At 59.8% G+C, this 16,334-nt stretch carries 18 protein-coding genes; 11 read left to right on the top strand and 7 right to left on the bottom strand.

Annotated elements, in window-relative coordinates; all coding sequences use genetic code 11:
- Positions 1 to 15 precede the first annotated feature (15 nt).
- The 3 genes from J2T09_RS04155 to J2T09_RS04145 all read left to right on the top strand — a co-directional run bounded on the left by J2T09_RS04155 (position 16) and on the right by J2T09_RS04145 (position 2,548).
- Entirely contained in the window at positions 16 to 1,083 is a 1,068-nt protein-coding gene (locus tag J2T09_RS04155) for an acyltransferase family protein (protein WP_306831396.1), read from the top strand.
- Between the two features lie 205 nt (positions 1,084 to 1,288).
- Positions 1,289 to 1,528, top strand: coding sequence for a 30S ribosomal protein S21 (gene rpsU / locus J2T09_RS04150; RefSeq protein ID WP_112728665.1), 240 nt, complete (start codon positions 1,289 to 1,291; stop codon positions 1,526 to 1,528).
- Between the two features lie 135 nt (positions 1,529 to 1,663).
- On the top strand, positions 1,664 to 2,548 hold the full coding sequence (locus J2T09_RS04145; RefSeq protein WP_373458367.1) for a tetratricopeptide repeat protein: 885 nt from the start codon (positions 1,664 to 1,666) through the stop codon (positions 2,546 to 2,548).
- A gap of 85 nt (positions 2,549 to 2,633) precedes the next feature.
- Here the strand turns inward: J2T09_RS04145 and J2T09_RS04140 are convergent, their stop codons facing one another.
- Positions 2,634 to 2,858, bottom strand: coding sequence for an aa3-type cytochrome c oxidase subunit IV (locus tag J2T09_RS04140; RefSeq protein WP_306831393.1), 225 nt, complete (start codon positions 2,856 to 2,858; stop codon positions 2,634 to 2,636).
- Between the two features lie 206 nt (positions 2,859 to 3,064).
- Between J2T09_RS04140 and J2T09_RS04135 the strand changes: the two genes are divergently transcribed.
- Entirely contained in the window at positions 3,065 to 3,604 is a 540-nt protein-coding gene (locus J2T09_RS04135) for a TRAP transporter small permease subunit (protein WP_306831391.1), read from the top strand.
- A 19-nt stretch (positions 3,605 to 3,623) separates the two neighbouring features.
- Positions 3,624 to 5,123 (top strand): TRAP transporter large permease, encoded by a 1,500-nt coding sequence (locus J2T09_RS04130; RefSeq protein WP_306831389.1) that lies wholly within the window; start codon positions 3,624 to 3,626, stop codon positions 5,121 to 5,123.
- A gap of 391 nt (positions 5,124 to 5,514) precedes the next feature.
- On the opposite strand, the gene J2T09_RS04125 is transcribed toward J2T09_RS04130, so the two are convergent.
- Positions 5,515 to 6,621, bottom strand: coding sequence for a TRAP transporter substrate-binding protein (locus J2T09_RS04125; protein ID WP_306831387.1), 1,107 nt, complete (start codon positions 6,619 to 6,621; stop codon positions 5,515 to 5,517).
- 330 nt (positions 6,622 to 6,951) lie between these two features.
- Between J2T09_RS04125 and J2T09_RS04120 the strand changes: the two genes are divergently transcribed.
- Positions 6,952 to 7,722, top strand: a complete 771-nt coding sequence (locus J2T09_RS04120) for a gamma-glutamyl-gamma-aminobutyrate hydrolase family protein (protein ID WP_306831385.1) — start codon at positions 6,952 to 6,954, stop codon at positions 7,720 to 7,722.
- 20 nt (positions 7,723 to 7,742) lie between these two features.
- Here the strand turns inward: J2T09_RS04120 and J2T09_RS04115 are convergent, their stop codons facing one another.
- From J2T09_RS04115 to J2T09_RS04100, 4 genes are all read right to left on the bottom strand, one after another.
- Positions 7,743 to 8,522 carry a hypothetical protein gene (locus J2T09_RS04115; RefSeq protein ID WP_306831383.1) on the bottom strand — a complete coding sequence of 260 codons (780 nt, stop codon included), beginning with the start codon at positions 8,520 to 8,522 and terminating at the stop codon, positions 7,743 to 7,745.
- 13 nt (positions 8,523 to 8,535) lie between these two features.
- Positions 8,536 to 9,495, bottom strand: coding sequence for a 2-hydroxyacid dehydrogenase (locus J2T09_RS04110; protein ID WP_306831381.1), 960 nt, complete (start codon positions 9,493 to 9,495; stop codon positions 8,536 to 8,538).
- A 37-nt stretch (positions 9,496 to 9,532) separates the two neighbouring features.
- Positions 9,533 to 10,555 (bottom strand): LacI family DNA-binding transcriptional regulator, encoded by a 1,023-nt coding sequence (locus J2T09_RS04105; protein ID WP_306831379.1) that lies wholly within the window; start codon positions 10,553 to 10,555, stop codon positions 9,533 to 9,535.
- A gap of 109 nt (positions 10,556 to 10,664) precedes the next feature.
- Positions 10,665 to 11,147: a MarR family winged helix-turn-helix transcriptional regulator gene (locus J2T09_RS04100; RefSeq protein ID WP_306831376.1), complete on the bottom strand. Its 483-nt coding sequence runs from the start codon at positions 11,145 to 11,147 to the stop codon at positions 10,665 to 10,667.
- Positions 11,148 to 11,291: 144 nt separating this feature from the next.
- On the opposite strand from J2T09_RS04100, the gene J2T09_RS04095 reads away from it, so the two are divergent.
- The 5 genes from J2T09_RS04095 to J2T09_RS04075 all read left to right on the top strand — a co-directional run bounded on the left by J2T09_RS04095 (position 11,292) and on the right by J2T09_RS04075 (position 15,119).
- Positions 11,292 to 12,056, top strand: coding sequence for a creatininase family protein (locus J2T09_RS04095; protein ID WP_306831679.1), 765 nt, complete (start codon positions 11,292 to 11,294; stop codon positions 12,054 to 12,056).
- 51 nt (positions 12,057 to 12,107) lie between these two features.
- On the top strand, positions 12,108 to 12,419 hold the full coding sequence (locus J2T09_RS04090) for a type II toxin-antitoxin system VapB family antitoxin (protein ID WP_306831374.1): 312 nt from the start codon (positions 12,108 to 12,110) through the stop codon (positions 12,417 to 12,419).
- Positions 12,416 to 12,805: a type II toxin-antitoxin system VapC family toxin gene (locus J2T09_RS04085; RefSeq protein ID WP_306831371.1), complete on the top strand. Its 390-nt coding sequence runs from the start codon at positions 12,416 to 12,418 to the stop codon at positions 12,803 to 12,805. The genes J2T09_RS04090 and J2T09_RS04085 overlap by 4 nt, the downstream gene beginning before the upstream one ends.
- 129 nt (positions 12,806 to 12,934) lie before the next feature.
- Positions 12,935 to 14,080 (top strand): CobW family GTP-binding protein, encoded by a 1,146-nt coding sequence (locus J2T09_RS04080; protein ID WP_306831369.1) that lies wholly within the window; start codon positions 12,935 to 12,937, stop codon positions 14,078 to 14,080.
- Between the two features lie 52 nt (positions 14,081 to 14,132).
- A complete protein-coding gene (locus J2T09_RS04075) occupies positions 14,133 to 15,119 on the top strand; it encodes a WD40 repeat domain-containing protein (RefSeq protein ID WP_306831367.1) in 987 nt (328 codons plus the stop codon).
- Positions 15,120 to 15,141: 22 nt separating this feature from the next.
- Here J2T09_RS04075 and J2T09_RS04070 read toward each other — a convergent pair whose 3' ends face one another.
- Positions 15,142 to 16,308, bottom strand: a complete 1,167-nt coding sequence (locus tag J2T09_RS04070; RefSeq protein ID WP_306831365.1) for a GGDEF domain-containing protein — start codon at positions 16,306 to 16,308, stop codon at positions 15,142 to 15,144.
- Between the last annotated feature and the right edge of the window lie 26 nt (positions 16,309 to 16,334).

The raw sequence follows: 16,334 nt of genomic DNA, 5'->3' as shown, positions 1-16,334 counted from the left end.
GGGCGGGGGCATCGCATGGAAAAGCTGTATTCCATTCAGTATCTGCGCGCGCTGGCGGCACTTCTTGTCGTCGTCGCCCATGCCTTTTCGCACCAGATAGGCGTCGACAATGCCCTTGTGGTTCTGGCAGGCCGATTGGGCGTGGTGCTGTTCTTCGTGATCAGCGGCTTCATCATGGTCTATATTTCCGGCTCGGGCGCGTTTTCGCCGGCAACCTTTCTGAAACGCCGCATCATCCGCATCGTGCCGCTCTACTGGCTGTTTACCGGCCTCACCGCGCTGATTGCCGTTGCCGCGCCAAGTCTTTTGCAGACAACCGTCTTCACCTGGCCCCATTTTCTCCAGTCACTGCTGTTCATCGTGCATGAAGCGCCGGGCAGAGGCGGCACCAGCCCCATTCTGTCACTCGGCTGGACACTGAATTACGAGGCCTATTTTTACCTCGCCTTCGCAGCACTGGCCTTCATGGCCGCCACATCCCGCATCCTTCTGCTCACCGCACTGTTTACCGCCACATGGCTGCTGGGCCTCGTCCTTGCGCCACAGGATCCCGTCCTGCAATTTTACCTGAACGCCTCGCCACTCGCCTTTGCGGCAGGCGCCTGGATCGGCTGGGCAAGGTTGAATGGCCAAAACCTGCTCGATCCGCGCAAGGCCGTTCTGCTCGGCGCCATTTCGATGATCGGCCTTGCCCTCGCCCTCCGCGACGACGGCAGCATCCTCTCCGCCAATCTGGGCTTTGCCGGGCAGGTGTTGTGGGCCACCGGCATGGTGATGATCGGCCTGTTTCTGGAGCCGCACCTCAAACGGATATCCCTGGCCGAACAGCTCGGCGACTCATCCTATGCACTTTATCTGTCGCATATGTTCGCCATCGGTGCCGTCACGCAGGTGGCCAAACGCACGATCGGCACCGGAAACAACCTCACGCTGATCGCGACCACGATTGCCTGCATCATCACCGCCTGCCTTGTCGCGATCCTTGTCCATAGCCTTGTCGAAAAGCCTCTGCTTCGCCTCTTTGCCGGGAAACACCCGGCCAACCGGCCTTCCCGGACGAACAGCGTGCCGGCAGCGGGATAGGTCCGCAAAGCTGAAACACCATGAGGTTGAGAGGCGGACGATACATGCCATTTTCCACAATCGCCTCGACACCATCTGGACTTGCCGACAATCTCCTGTTATGAGGCCTGCAAAATCGCACGGTTAACGCCGCGCGCTCGAAACTCTATCGCCGAAAATCCTGCTGAGGACCGGGCGAACACAAACCAAAGGAACGGGATTTCACGTGCAGGTACTAGTCCGCGACAACAACGTTGATCAGGCACTCCGCGCTCTCAAGAAGAAGCTGCAGCGCGAAGGTGTTTTCCGCGAAATGAAGATGCGCGAAAGCTATGAAAAGCCTTCGGAAAAGCGCGCTCGCGAGAAGGCTGAAGCTGTTCGTCGCGTTCGCAAGCTGGCCCGCAAGCGCATGCAGCGCGAAGGCCTGCTGCCGCAGACCCCGCGTCCGGCACGCCCGGCTCGCTAATCTGTCGTTTTTTCGACGTTTTCTCATGCTTAAGAGCGGCGGCGACCTGACGGACGCCGCCGCTTTTTGATTTCTGTCTGGATCCCGCCCTGTCTTTCGGGCCGGCATCCCTGCTCATATGAGGACAAGCGCCTGATGGCTGCCATGACTGCCGCTCACTCCATTTCGCATGGTGTTTCGCATTCCACAGCCACACGGCGCCGCGGCATCGCTCCCATTGCCCTCATTCTGCTCGCAGCAAGCGCATTGACCGCCTGCCAGTCGACTGTGACGTCGATGGACACGATCCGCCTCGACCGGGCTCAAGGGTCTGAACAGAACATCGCTTCCCTGACCTCGGTCATCAACGCCAATCCGCAGGATCCCGAAGGCTATAACGTCCGTGGTTCGGCTTACGGCCGCGCCGGCGATTTCCGCCGCGCACTCGACGATTTCAACCGCGCCCTGCAGCTCAATCCGCAGTTCTATCAGGCCTATGCCAACCGCGCCCTCGTCTATCGCAACATGGGCAAGCCGGTCGAAGCGGCCAATGACTACAACGCTGCCCTGCAGATCAATTCGAATTACGACGCCGCCTATATCGGCCGTGGCAACATCTACCGTCAGGCCGGCCGCACAAACGACGCCTTCAACGATTTCACCAAGGCGATCCAGCTGGAAACCACGGATGGCCGCGCCTATCACGGCCGCGGCCTGATCCTGCAGAGCCGTGGACAGCACGCACAGGCGATCGACGATTTCTCCAAGGCGATCTCGCTGTCATCCACCTCGCCGGAGCCATATAACGGCCGTGGCGTGTCCTATGTCGCGCTCAACGATGACGAAAACGCGTTTGCGGATTTCAACCACGCGATCGAGCTGGACGACAAGATCGCCGAATCCTGGGCCAACCAGGCGCTGGTCTATGAGCGTCGCGGAGACCGGGCACGCGCGGCCAAATCCTATTCGCACGCAGCACGCCTCGATCCGAACTACAAGCCGGCCAAGGACGGCCTCGCCCGCACACGCGGCGGCGCGTGATCCCCGCCAAGCAAAAGCACGGAAAATCGTTCTCGGCCTCGCGTATGCGGGGCCGAATTCGTTTCAGAACCTGAAAACAGAGGCCTCAGCGCAGCAGGAACACGCCGGCGACATTGAGGACGATGAAGACGATCAGACCGCCCAGGAAACCGGCACCGGAAAAGAAACCGGCCGCCATGGCAATCAGCAACACGACAGTGACCATCGTGCCCCATTTGGTACCGGCCAGAAAACCGTCATAGGTCTTTTCGTGCTCGCGATAATCCATCTCGGCGCCCGTCTCGATCGGCCCGCTGCGGTGATGCTCCATGCTCTCTCCTCCAAGAATAAGCACCGGACGACCATATGGCGCCCCTGTGCAATTGATCAATGCGGATCGAAGATCTGTCAAGACTAACTGTGTCTTCGCCGCAGCAGCAACGAAAGTTGCATGAGCGCCATCTTTCAATTTGACGGTCATTTTGTTAAATCGCGAGGAGAGGAAAAGGATGGAAGAGGAACCATCCGGGGGGACAAATGTCGGCATTGCTTCGTTTCAGCAGCCTGATCGACAGGCTTAGCGAGATCATAGGAAAATTTTCCGGTTATCTCGTCTTGTTCTGCTGCCTTGTCAGCGCCGGCAACGCTCTCATCCGCTACACCTTCAACATCAGTTCGAACGGCTGGCTGGAAATCCAGTGGTACATGTTCGCCTTCATCGTGCTGATGGGCGCCGCCCATACATTGCGGCTGAACGAACATGTGCGGGTCGACCTGATCTATGGCGCCGTTTCCGACACAAAACGGCTGTGGATCGACATCGTCGGCTTGACGGTGTTTCTCATCCCGGCCTGCGCCTATCTCGCCTGGATCTGCTTTCCGTTCTTCTGGTTGTCATGGATGCAGGGCGAGGTTTCGTCCAATGCCGGCGGCCTCATCCGCTGGCCGGTCAAGCTGATCATCTTTGCAGGCTTCGCGCTGCTCGTGCTGCAGGGTCTGTCGGAACTCGTCAAGCGCATCGCCGCCTTGATGGGGCTGGCCGCCGTCGACACGACCTACGAAAAACCGCTGCAATAACCACACCGGGAGAGAGACGATGTTCGCTTACGGTGTGATGCCGCCCCTGATGTTCCTCGGCATGATCTGCTTCATGCTCTACGGTTTTCCCGTCGCCTTTTCGCTGGCGGCGGTCGGCCTGTTTTTTGGCATACTTGGCGTGTTTACCGGCCATTTCGAGGAAGTGTTTCTGCAGGCCCTGCCCTTCCGCATCTTCGGCATCGTTTCCAACGACCTGCTGCTGGCCATTCCCTTCTTCACCTTCATGGGCTCCATCCTTGAGCGATGTGGCCTTGCCGAAGACCTGCTCGAAGGCACCGGCAAGCTTTTTGGCGCCATCCCCGGCGGGCTTGCCTATGCGGTCATCGTCGTCGGCGCCATCCTCGGCGCCATCACCGGCACGGTTGCGGCTTCCGTCATCACCATGGGCGTGATCTCGCTGCCGATCATGCTCAAATACGGTTACAACCCGCGCCTTGCCACCGGCGTCATCGCCGCATCCGGCACCATCACCCAGGTCATTCCGCCATCGCTGGTTCTGATCGTTCTCGCCGACCAGCTTGGTCGCTCGGTGGGCGACATGTATCTCGGCGCCATCGGCCCCTCGATCCTGCAGGTGACGATCTTCCTGCTGTTCATTCTGGCGCTGTCGATCTTCCGCCCCAAGGACGTGCCGGCCCTGCCGCCGGAAGCGCGCGGCGAGATGAATGCAGCCTTGGTGATACGCGTACTCTGGGGCATGATCCCCTCGATCGTGTTGATCTTCATCGTGCTGGGAACACTGTTTCTTGGCCTTGCGACGCCAACCGAAGCCGGCGCTCTCGGCGTCGTCGGCGCCATGGGCATTGCCGCCATGCACCGCCGCCTGACATGGGACCTCACCAAGCAAGGCATGCAGACCACCATGCGCATCACCTCAATGGTGGTCTTCATCCTGATCGGCGCCACCTGTTTCAGCCTCGTGTTCCAGGGCATGAACGGCGGCCTGTGGGTCGAACATCTTCTGTCTCACGTCCCCGGCGGCGCGCTCGGCTTCCTGATTTTCGTCAACATCTTCATCTTCTTCCTGGCCTTTTTCCTCGATTTCTTCGAGATCGCCTTCATCGTCATCCCGATGCTGGTACCGGTTGCCAATGCTCTCGGCATCGACCTGATCTGGTTCGGCGTGCTGATCTGCATCAACATGCAGACGAGCTTCATGCACCCGCCCTTCGGTTTTGCGCTGTTCTACCTGCGCTCGATCGCTCCGAAATCGGTAAAAACGAAGGACATCTATCTCGGCGCCATACCGTGGCTGTGCATGCAGCTGATCCTCGTTGCCATCGTCATCTTCTGGCCGGAGTCGGTCACCTACTGGCTGGAAAAGGCCCCGGTCGTGGATCTCGATTCCATCAAGATCGAAATACCCGGCTTCGGCAATGGCGGCGGCACCGGTGGCATGCCCAATTTCGGCCTGCCACCCATGGACGGCGCACCGGCCCAACAGGGCGGCCTGCCGGGAACACCCAATTTGGGCGAGCCGCCAAAAATAAACCCGTAAGGGTTGCCCTTGTCGGAAATGGATAGCGCGCGTATATTGGCGGAGTGAGGGCAGAGTTGGAGCTCTGCCCTCATTTACTACTTGTTGAGGAAGTTGATCCGGAACGTAACTGACCAGCTAGTCCGGGTCTTCCTGAAATGCAGTGTAATGCTCAGTGGTTTCCACATCGCATCACCTCCGGTTCGAGAGCAAGGCTTATGCCTAAGTCGGTGAAGCCCGTCTTCACCGATGCTCCGGCTGGCCTCGGAGCTTTCTGCTTTTTTTTGCTCTCCAACATCTCGACTGTATTCCATGCGTTATCGAACGCAAATAAATACACGCAAAAATTGTATTTGTGGCTATAAAAAATGCCCCGACCTTTCAGCCGGGGCACCTGTGTTCGATCATTCGTTCAGAGCTTGCCGTTGCGCTGCTGGATCATCATGAACGTGTCATAGGTGTATTCGGATAGCTGCATCCACAGATAACCTTCCTTCTTGAAGGCAACCTGATCCTCATAGATCTTCTTGAACCACTCGTTACTGGCCGAAATATCCTTGTAGACCTCCATGGACGCATTAAAGCATGCGTCGAGGATATCCTGGCTGAATGGCCGCAGCACCGTGCCCTGGCCAACCAGCTGCTTGACAGCCAACGGGTTTTTCAGGTCGTATTTCGCCATCATGTTGGTGTTGGCATAAGCGGCGGCATCGGTCAGCGCCGCCTGATATTGTTTCGGCAGGCTGTTCCACTTGTCGAGATTGACGAAGGCATGGATGGCCGGACCGCCCTCCCAGAAGGCCGGGTAGTAGTAATATTTGGCAACCTTGTAGAAGCCGAGTTTCTGGTCGTCATAGGGACCGATCCATTCGGCGGCATCGATCGTGCCCTTTTCCAGCGCCGGATAGATATCGCCGCCGGCGATCTGCTGCGGCACCACACCGAGCTTTTCGACAACACGGCCGGCCAGACCGGCAATGCGCATCTTCACGCCCTTGAGATCATCCACAGTGTTGATCTCCTTGCGAAACCAGCCGCCCATCTGCGCGCCGGTATTGCCGGCGATCATGCCGTAAAGCTTGTGGTTGGCATAAAACTCGTTGAGCAGCTTGTTGCCATTGCCCTCGTAGAACCAGGCATTGGTCAGCCGCGCATTCAGCCCGAAGGGAATGGCCGTGCCGATCGCAAATGTCGGGTCCTTGCCGACATAATAGTATGAGCAGGTATGGCACATCTCGACCGTGCCGGCGCTCACCGCATCCGCCGCCTGCAGGCCGGGCACGATTTCGCCGGCCGCATAGGTCTGGATGGTGAAATTGCCGCCCGTTGCCTCGCTCACACGCTTGGCGATGTCTTCGGCACCGCCCCAGATCGTGTCGAGCGACTTCGGAAACGACGATGTCAGCCGCCAGTTGATTTTCGGGTTTTCCTGCGCAATCGCAGGCGCCGAAAGAACACTTGCGGCAGCGGCACCCGCCCCCGTCACAGCTGCCTTCTTGAAAAATGCACGACGATCCATGTTCACCTCCCGTTGAACTTTTGGCTGAACCTCGCATTGGCATTTCGTCGAACCGGTAACGGGCCTCTCTCCAATCCCGCGACCACATATGAAACAACCATGACGCTTGTTCACTGGCAAGCGCGGCAACCGTGTTTTCGAATGAAGCAGGCGCTGTCGGGCATGAGACTTTGGTCTTAACCGGCACGGCACTATGGCTTTTCAAAATGATGGATATGCAGTGAAAGGTTTCAAACCATCCTTCGACGGCGGCAAGCATAAGCCGGCTTGACTTCCGTCTATTCGCAGCGCCAAAAGTCTCTACCAGACCAGCCTTTCGGAGCCTCCCGCATGCCAAAACCGATCGTCGCCATTCCCGCCGATATCAAGGAGATCGAAGGCGCTCTCTGGCATGCCACACCCAATCAATATGCCAATGCCGCCCTTCATGTGGCGCAGGCCATGCCGATCATCGTGCCGGCCTTCGAAGACGGCAACGATATCGACAGCCTGCTCGACCGTGTCGATGGCGTGCTGATCTCCGGCGCGGCCAGCAATGTTCATCCGTCGCGTTACGGCCTTGAAGCCACCGACAAGGACGGCCCGTTCGATCTGGCCCGCGACGCCACCTCGCTGGAACTGATCCGCCGCGCCATCGATCGCGGCATCCCGCTTCTCGCCATCTGCCGCGGCATTCAGGAACTGAATGTTGCGCTCGGCGGCACGCTGGCGAGCGAAATTCAGGAGGCAGAAGGCATGTGGGATCACCGCATGCCAGAGGACCAGAGCCGCGACGTGCGCTATTCGATCCGCCAGCCTGTCTTCGTCAAGGAAGGGTCGTGTATCGCCAATTATCTCGGCGTGGCCGGCGAAGTGCAGGTGAACTCGCTGCATCGGCAGGCGATTGCCAAGACGGCCCCTAGCCTGCAGGTCGAGGCGACGGCAGCGGATGGTACGATCGAGGCGGTGTCGGTTATCGATGCCAAGAATTTTGCCGTTGGTGTGCAGTGGCACCCGGAATACTGGGCGGCAACGGATCAGCCGTCGCGGCAGCTGTTCGAAGCGTTCGGCGATGCGGTGCGGGCTTATGCGGCGGGAAAGACAGCAGAACCGGCCCGCTAGGTCGCAGTCTGACCTTGCTTTCAGGAATGGTCGGGGTGGTCGATCTCGCCAATATATCGAAGGCGAAGATCGGGCAGGTACAGATCGCGCGGCTGCCTGATCTGGCGATGATCGCCGAACCGTTCATGGCGGTCGATGCCGACCATGACGACGGCATTCGAGTGTTCGATCTCTTGCGCCGGTAACAGCGCGCGCAAGACCGGCGCCCACTCCCTCACCCATGAATGCGCTGCGAAGCGGGTTTCCAGACTGTCGCCCGGTCCGGCATAACTGTATTCGAGAAAATCGTGATCGTATGACGCCTGCCCCATGACTTGCGCAAAGGCGGACAAGGCCAGATGGTCCGGCGTCCCTTCCCGCTCGGCATTCTCATCCGAATAATAACCGTCGCGCTCTACAAACAGGGCGCTCAACGCTTCCTCACTTGCCGCATGGCCGATCCAGACCTGTTGCGTCAGTGTGCGGTCGGGGATGGCATCCGGCGGCACGAGAGGACCTTTTGATATCTCGGTGAGGTCGAGAGACCGCGAAATGCCCAGCAACCTGCGCCACCATACCGGCGAAATCTCATGGAGGGACAGAAGAAGGACACGGCCTTCCGGCAAACACATGCGTCGCGAGAAACCGCTTCCATCCGAAGCCGTGACGGTGATCGTCGCAACACCCGGTTCGCAAGAGACCTGCTTCACCTCGGCGTCATCAAGATCGAACACGGTCCTGTTGTCGATGGAAACCGTCAGCCGGCCCCATGCCTCGGCAATCTCCGGCTCTCGCCTGATCTGCAATCTGCAACGGCTCATGGGCAGGTTTCCGTCAGGCCGGCGTTTCCGGCACCGGCGTAAACACCTGCTTTTCAGCAAACCAGCGGATCAGGTTGTCGACCACGAGATCGGCCATGGCATTGCGGGTCGGCACCGAGGCAGAGGCGACATGCGGCAGCAGCGAGGCATTGTCGAGATCGAGGAAATTGGCGGCCGTGGTGGGTTCCTCGTAAAACACGTCGAGACCGGCGGCGGCGATCGTGCCATTGCGCAAGGCCGCTTCCAGCGCCGCTTCATCCACACTCGAACCACGGCCGACATTGATGAAAACGCCGTTGGGTCCAAGCGCCGTCAGGATTTCGGCATTGATGATCTTGTGGGTAGCGGCAGTGCCCGGCACGATGCAGATCAGCGTATCGACCGCTTCCGCCATCTCCTTCAATGAGTCGAAATGCGTGTAGGACACGTCGGTGCGGGGCGTGCGGGTGTGATAGCTGATCTTCAGCTTGAAGGCTTCGAGCCTCTGCGCGATCTCCAGCCCGATACGACCAAGCCCCAGCAGACCAACATGGCGCCCCTTCAGCGACAGCGGAGACAGCGCAAACGGGCCATCCGATTTCCAGCGGCCACTGCGAAGCCAGTCTTCCGCCACCGGCAGGCGGCGCACCGTGTTGAGCAGAAGACCGATCGTCGTATCGGCCACTTCGTCGTTCAGCACATCCGGCGTATGGGTGACGACAATGCCTTTTGTTGCTGCATAAGCCGCATCGACGCCATCATAACCGACACCGAAATTCGAGACGATTTCGAGGTTCGGCAGAAGATCCATCCATGGCTTTTGCAGCGTGCCGAACAGCGCAACAGCACGCACCTTTGCACGTGTGGCTTCATCCAGCTCCAGTTCGCCGCCCTGACCGGGCACCGTCACCACATCAAAATCCTGTTCCAGCCGCTGCAGCACACGCGGATGAATGCGTCCGGGAATGAGGACGGTGACGGGCTTGTCGGTCATGCTCTGTTTCCTGTGCTTCTCTGGAAAATTGTGGGGCTTATGCGCGCGGGCGATGCGGCCCCGTCGACTGGCGGATGCGCATTTCCGGCTTGATCAGGTGGATGCCGTCAGGCTCATGGCTTCCGGCCAGACGATCGAGCAGCGCACGCGCCGCCAGACGGCCGACCTCGGCCTGCTGGTTGGAAACGGTGGTCAGCGCCGGCACCGCGATCGAGGCCTGTTCGAGGTCGTCGTAACCGGTGACGGAAATATCCTGGCCCACCACGAGGCCAGTGCGGGCAATACCGTTCATCAGGCCGATGGCGACAAGATCATTCCAGCAGACGGCCGCCGTCGGCTTCTGCGGCAGCGAGAGGAAATTCACTGCAGCCTCGAAACCGCCCTGCATGGAACGGGGGCCGGGAATACGCAACTCGGGATCGACCTCGATACCGGCCTTGCGCAGCGCGTTGACATAACCCTGATAACGGTCGCGGCCGGTCGATGTCTGGTCGGTACCGCCGATCATCGCAATGGTCTTGTGGCCAAGCCCGATCAGATGGTTGGTGGCGAGCGAAATGCCGTAACTGTCATCACCGCGATAGGTCGGCAGAGCCGTGCCTTCCATCGAACGGGCAACGAGGATCAGCGGCATGCCATTGGTTTCCGCCAGCCGCACATCCTCGATCGGCGTGCCGATGGCAGGCGACATGATGACGCCATCGCCACCGAGCTGCAGCAGCGTTTCGATGAAATTGCGCTGCTTTTCGACCGAGTCGTAATGGTTGGAGAGAATGAAGGTCTGGCGGTTGCGGTCCAGCTCGGTCTCGATGGCTTTCAGGATTTCGCCGTAGAACGGGTTCATGATGTCATGCACCACGACGCCGATAATGCCCGAGCGCGATGTGCGCAGGCTGGCGGCACGGCGGTTATAGATATAACCCAGCGCGCGTGCCTGTTCCTTGATCTTTTCGCGGGTATCGGAGGCCACCAGCGGGCTGTCGCGAAGGGCAAGCGAAATGGTTGCAGTCGAAAGCCCCAGGCTTTCGGCGATCGTCGACAGCTTGATCTTTTGGGCCACGGGTCCTCCGGCAGTGAGCTGCACCAAACGGAGGCGCAATCGGGAATTAAATTATTAAAACAATTTAATTCCGTTTCGCAAGCTTTGAAATACGGTTTATGTGCGACCTTCAGTCGTCGGCGGGCTGCAGGTTTTCATCCACCGTCCGCAACAGCTTGATCAGCGTCTTGATCTCCTTGTCGGACAGGCCCTTGGCCGCCAGCGCGCCGCAACCGGCGGCGGATCGTTCGATCTGCTCGACACTCTCGCGCCCCAGATCGGTCAGGTAAACCTTGGCGAGACGGCCATCGCTGTCATCGGCACGCCGCTCCAGAAAACCCTGCGCCTCCATGCGGCCGATCGTGCGCGTCATGGTCGGCGCCTTCACGCCCAGCCCGTCGGCCAGATGCCCGGGCGTCATGCCATCCTCTTCGGCCAGCAGCATGATCACGCCGTCCTGGCCGGCATAAAGCCCGCTTTCCGAAAGCATGTGGCTGAGTGCGGTGCGCATGGAACGGGCCGCCTGGATGATCGCCGGAGCGATATCGACAGCCTCGTAAGCGCCCTTCTTTTTGCCGGCCTTGTTTTTCTTCTCGGCTTTTTTCTTGCTCATGCCCTCACCCATTTCTGCCAAGGCGGCTTTGCCTCACCAACGCCTTCCCGGTATAGAAGCCCATCCATAGCGAAAGCCGGGAACCATCGCCAGATGTCCAATGCCGAGATCACGTCCGCCCAGCATCCGGCACGCCGTTTTGCCATGAACGATCCGGCCTTGTCACCCGATGCCCGCCGCGACTGGATCGCTGTCCTGCCGCTCGGCGCGCATGAACAACACGGTCCCCACCTGCCCTTCGAAACGGATGCGCTGATTGCCGAAGGCCTGATCGAACGCATCATCCCGCAGCTGCCCGCCGACCTGCCGGTGACATTCCTGCCCGTCGAATCAATTGGTTATTCGATAGAGCATATGGATGTGACAGGCACAAAAACGCTTGAGTTCGCCGAGGCCATCGAGCGCTGGCTGGGCATGGCCGAAGACCTGCACGGCCAAGGCATCCGCAAGTTCGTGATGCTGAACGCCCATGGCGGCAATTCCCCGCTTCTGACCATCGTGGCGACGGAAGCACGGGTGCGTTTCAACATGCTGGCGGTGGCAACAAGCTGGACTCGTTTCGGCCAACCGGAGGGCTGGATCAAGCCGCAAGACAAGGCACTCGATATCCATGGCGGCGACATTGAGACCTCGGTGATGCTGGCGCTGTGGCCCGACCGGGTGGACATGGCCAAGGCGCAAAGATTTGGCTCGAGGCAGGCGGAGTTTGCGGAAAGCTTCAAACACCTGCGCGCCTATGGCCCGCATGCGTTCGGCTGGAAGATGAGCGACCTGAACGAACAGGGCGTGGCCGGCGATGCGAACGCCGCCACTGCCGAGCGTGGCGAGCAATTGGTGGCGCATGCGGTGGCTGGGATCATCGAGCTTCTGCAGGATGTGGCGCGGTTTGACCCCTCGGTTTTGAGGTAGCGGCAAAACTGGCGATATGCGACAATGCGACCTTCGCTTGAGGCCAAACCGATGACGCTGAATATTCGGAATGAAAAAGCAGATATGCTGGCTCAGGAACTGGCACGGCTCGACGGCACATCGGTGACCGATGCCGTGATCACTGCGCTGGAAGAAACACTTGGAAATCGCGCGTCTGCTTCCCATCGCAAGACGAAAGCTCCCGACGCCGCACCGGAAACCGTTGTGCTCTCCATGGCCGAACAAAAAGCCAGACTGGTTGATCGTCTGCAGAAAGAAATCAGCGCTAAAAAACTCCCGGCCGGTCCGGATGCCGCCCGCAGCCAGGATTTCCTCTATGACGACCACGGTTTGCCCAAGTGATCGTCATCGATAGCTCCGCTTTGGTGGCAATGCTGACAGACGAAGCCACCGCATCCTCATGCCGAACCGTATTCGAAAACGAAAACCTTATCTATATCTCTGCCGGAACAGTCCTTGAGGCATTGATCGTCGCTTTGCGCCGCGGCTTTTATCCACAAATGCAGGAAATTCTGGCCAGTCCCGGCATGGTCGTTGTACCGGTAAACGCGGCGCGCGCCCAACTGGCTGCCTCAGCCTACGCCAAATGGGGCAAGGGCATCCATCCCGCCGCCCTCAATTCTGGCGATTGTTTTGCCTATGCCATGGCGCAGGAATTCGACTACCCTCTCCTCTTCATCGGTGACGACTTTTCCCGCACCGACATCAAGCCCGCCGTCGCAGCCTGATCACCCCGCCGTCATCTTATAACATTAAACCCTTTGAACTCGTCCCGGCTTGCTCTTATATGGGGCGGACCGGATGTCCGGGTCCTAAAAATTTCGCGCCCTAGCGCCACAAAATCTCTCGAGGTTTCCATGACCGAAGCAGCCACCGCAAAGCCCGTTCCTGTTACCGTGCTGACCGGCTATCTCGGCGCCGGCAAGACGACGCTCCTCAACCGCATTCTTTCCGAAAGCCACGGCAAGAAATACGCCGTCATCGTCAACGAGTTCGGCGAAATCGGCATCGACAACGACCTGATCGTCGAGTCGGACGAAGAAATCTACGAAATGAACAATGGCTGCGTCTGCTGCACCGTGCGCGGCGACCTGATCCGCGTCGTCGAAGGCCTGATGCGCCGCCCCGGCCGCTTCGATGGCATCATCGTCGAAACCACCGGCCTTGCCGATCCGGTTCCGGTCGCCCAGACCTTCTTCATGGACGACGATGTGCGCGCCAAGACCGAACTCGACGCCGTCGTTGCACTGGTCGATGCCAAGCACCTGCCGCTGCGCCTGAAAGATAGCCGCGAAGCCGAAGACCAGATCGCCTTTGCCGATGTCATCGTCGTCAACAAGACCGACCTCGTGACGGCGGAAGAACTGTCGGTGATCGAAGAGATCGTGCGCGCCATCAACCCGACGGCACGCATCCACAAGACCAACCGTTCGCGCGTCGATCTGTCCGCCGTCCTCAACCAGGGTGCCTTCAACCTCGAGCGCGCGCTGGAAAACGATCCGCATTTCCTCGAGCACGGCCATGACGACCACGTCTGCGGCCCGGATTGCGATCACGACCATGATCATGGGCACCATCATCACCACGATCACGACCACACCTGTGGTCCGGACTGCGGCCACGATCATCACCATGATCACGGTCACGGCCACCACCATCATTCGCCGGGCGCCGTTGCGGCCATCCATGACCTGACGGTCAAGTCCATCTCGCTGCGCGGCGGCGAGATGAACCCGGAGCGCTTTTTCCCGTGGATCCAGAAGATCACCCAGACGGAAGGCCCCAACATTCTGCGCCTCAAGGGCATCATCGCCTTCAAGGGTGATGAAGAACGTTATGTCGTTCAGGGCGTGCACATGATCGTGGAAGGCGATCACCAGCGTCCGTGGAAGGAAGGCGAAAAGCGCGAAAGCCGCCTCGTCTTCATCGGCCGCAATCTCGATTTCGCCAAGATCGAGCAGAGTTTCCTCGCCTGCCAGGCGACGGAAAAGACACCGGCCTGATCCCGACCGAGCGGTCACTGACGAAATCCATGCGTGAAAGACATATCCACTGATGCCGACTGTTGCACCGCTTGATCTTGAAGGCCATGTCGTCGGGGTTCATTTCCTCGGCGACATTCCGTTCTTTGCCACCGCCGCGGGCACGATCCACCGTCTCGATGGCGGCGAAAAGGTCGAGGAAGCCCATCAGGGCCTGATCACCTTCGTGCGCGATCCATTCAGCAATTCGCTGCTGACAGGCGGCGAAGACGGCAAGGTGCTGCGCATTACGCCGGATGGTTCTGCCACGCTGGTGGCCGAAGCGCCGCGCAAGTGGATCAATGTCGTGGCCGGTGGCCCGCAAAACGCGGTCGCATACGCTTACGGCAAGTCGAGTTTCGTCAAACTGGCAGACGGCACCACCAAGGAGTTCACCGAGGAACGCAGCGTCGAGGCCATCGCCTTCGCGCCAAAAGGCATGCGTATTGCTGCTGCCCGTTATAACGGTGTGTCCATGCACTGGGTCGGCACCAATGCACCGGCGCAGGATCTGGAATGGAAAGGCGCCCATACCGGCGTCACCTTCTCGCCGGATGGCCGTTTCCTCGTCACCATGATGGTGGAAAACGCCCTGCATGGCTGGAAGCTGGACGGCAAGGCGGGTGATGCCCGCCATATGCGCATGACCGGTTATCCCGCCAAGGTGAAATCGCTGTCCTGGTCACCCAAGGGCAAGTGGCTGGCCTCCTCCGGCGCACCGGCCGCCATCGTCTGGCCGTTTGCCGGCAAGGATGGCCCGATGGGCAAGGCACCGCAGGAACTCGGCACCCGCGCCAATATCATGGTCACGCAAGTGGCTTTCCACCCGGCCGAAGAAGTTCTGGCCATCGGTTATATCGACGGCATGATTCTCGGCGTGCGCCTGTCCGATGGCAAGGAAGCGCTGCTGCGCCGTCCCGGCAAGGGCGGCATTACCGGCTTCAGCTGGAGCGCGGATGGCAAGCGCCTCGCTTTTGCATCCGATGCCGGCGATTGCGGCGTGATCGACATTTCCGCCTGATCCTTGTCAGGCGGCCTGAACCTCAAGCCGCCTGCAATTCCTCCGAAAACACATCGACTCCGTCGCGGCCCTCGCGCTTGCGGCGGTATAGTGCCTGATCCGCCTTGTGCAGGATTGCATGCAGCGTTTCCGGCGCGTCGGCCTGTCCGGTCGCCACACCAATGCTCAGCGTCGGACGAACGCAGCAGGCCTGCGCCATGCCGGCCATCGCCACGGCAAATGCACTACGGATGTCTTGCGCCAGCATGGCCGCCTCGTTCAGTGTCCGATCCGGAAGCACGACCACGAATTCATCGCCGCCATGGCGCGCCACAAGGTCGCCCGGCTGAAGCGTATCATGCGCAGCCGAAGCAAAGGCCTTCAAAACATCGTCACCCATGGCATGGCCGCAACTGTCGTTGAGTTGCTTGAAATTGTCGACATCGATCAAAAGCACGGCCAGCGGTCGGCGCGACAGGGCGGCGAAAGCGCAGCTCATGCCGGCACGGTTGAGCACACCCGTAAGTGGGTCATGATAGGCGGCATTTTCCAGCTGCACCTGCGTGCGCTCCGTCGCCATCATCATGATCACCATGCAGCGCAAGGTCAGCAGCAGCATAGCGACGAGACCGAGAGCCGCATGCATCTGGTCACCATTGTGGAACAGTGGCCCGCCACCGAGACTGCCCCACCAGCCCATCACGGCACGCGCGGCATAAAGCGTGGCCGTCAGCGCGAAAAGACCGGAAGCCAGTTCTGCCGAATAGAGCTTTTCCTCGCGCGCCATGCGCCGCGCTTCCCAGGCCACAGCCATGTCGAACAGCGCACAGACGGCCGAAAGGAACACGATGCGCGGCATGGATTGCGACGGTTCGGTAAAGATCAGGAAATAGGGAAGGCTCGGCAGTCCCGCCATCAGAACCACGCTCAAGGGGCTGATCCTGCGGCCGGCGAATTCACGGATTGCCACGACCAGGAATGCGCTGCCGACAATCGTCAGCGTATTGCCGACCGAAATCGACAGGAAATCCGGCGCGATTTCGCGTAGCACGATGAGGCAGGAGGCCAGCCCGAGCAGGATATTGTTGGCACTCCACCACGCCAGCCAGCGGCCAAACCGGTTGGTCGAAAAGGCGGCAAGCTGCACGGCGCCCATGATCACACAGGCGAGTGCCGTCATCGCGTAAACCGTGCGCAGATCGAATGCCATCCCTTCACCCCATCTTCCCGAAGCAA

The organism is Neorhizobium huautlense (assembly GCF_030811685.1).
GTDB classification, from domain to species: domain Bacteria; phylum Pseudomonadota; class Alphaproteobacteria; order Rhizobiales; family Rhizobiaceae; genus Neorhizobium; species Neorhizobium huautlense_A.
This window is presented reverse-complemented; position numbering and strand designations above follow the sequence as displayed.

Excerpts from the sequence above, each read along its gene's own strand:
- J2T09_RS04155 (WP_306831396.1), top strand. The coding sequence starts at position 16 with ATGGAAAAGCTGTATTCCATTCAGTATCTGCGCGCGCTGGCGGCACTT.
- J2T09_RS04090 (WP_306831374.1), top strand. The coding sequence starts at position 12,108 with ATGACGCTGAATATTCGGAATGAAAAAGCAGATATGCTGGCTCAGGAA.
- J2T09_RS04145 (WP_373458367.1), top strand. The coding sequence starts at position 1,664 with ATGGCTGCCATGACTGCCGCTCACTCCATTTCGCATGGTGTTTCGCAT.
- J2T09_RS04130 (WP_306831389.1), top strand. The coding sequence starts at position 3,624 with ATGTTCGCTTACGGTGTGATGCCGCCCCTGATGTTCCTCGGCATGATC.
- J2T09_RS04095 (WP_306831679.1), top strand. The coding sequence starts at position 11,292 with ATGAACGATCCGGCCTTGTCACCCGATGCCCGCCGCGACTGGATCGCT.
- J2T09_RS04100 (WP_306831376.1), bottom strand. The coding sequence starts at position 11,147 with ATGAGCAAGAAAAAAGCCGAGAAGAAAAACAAGGCCGGCAAAAAGAAG.
- J2T09_RS04125 (WP_306831387.1), bottom strand. The coding sequence starts at position 6,621 with ATGGATCGTCGTGCATTTTTCAAGAAGGCAGCTGTGACGGGGGCGGGT.
- J2T09_RS04140 (WP_306831393.1), bottom strand. The coding sequence starts at position 2,858 with ATGGAGCATCACCGCAGCGGGCCGATCGAGACGGGCGCCGAGATGGAT.
- J2T09_RS04120 (WP_306831385.1), top strand. The coding sequence starts at position 6,952 with ATGCCAAAACCGATCGTCGCCATTCCCGCCGATATCAAGGAGATCGAA.
- J2T09_RS04110 (WP_306831381.1), bottom strand. The coding sequence starts at position 9,495 with ATGACCGACAAGCCCGTCACCGTCCTCATTCCCGGACGCATTCATCCG.
- J2T09_RS04075 (WP_306831367.1), top strand. The coding sequence starts at position 14,133 with ATGCCGACTGTTGCACCGCTTGATCTTGAAGGCCATGTCGTCGGGGTT.
- J2T09_RS04135 (WP_306831391.1), top strand. The coding sequence starts at position 3,065 with ATGTCGGCATTGCTTCGTTTCAGCAGCCTGATCGACAGGCTTAGCGAG.
- J2T09_RS04115 (WP_306831383.1), bottom strand. The coding sequence starts at position 8,522 with ATGAGCCGTTGCAGATTGCAGATCAGGCGAGAGCCGGAGATTGCCGAG.
- J2T09_RS04070 (WP_306831365.1), bottom strand. The coding sequence starts at position 16,308 with ATGGCATTCGATCTGCGCACGGTTTACGCGATGACGGCACTCGCCTGT.
- J2T09_RS04080 (WP_306831369.1), top strand. The coding sequence starts at position 12,935 with ATGACCGAAGCAGCCACCGCAAAGCCCGTTCCTGTTACCGTGCTGACC.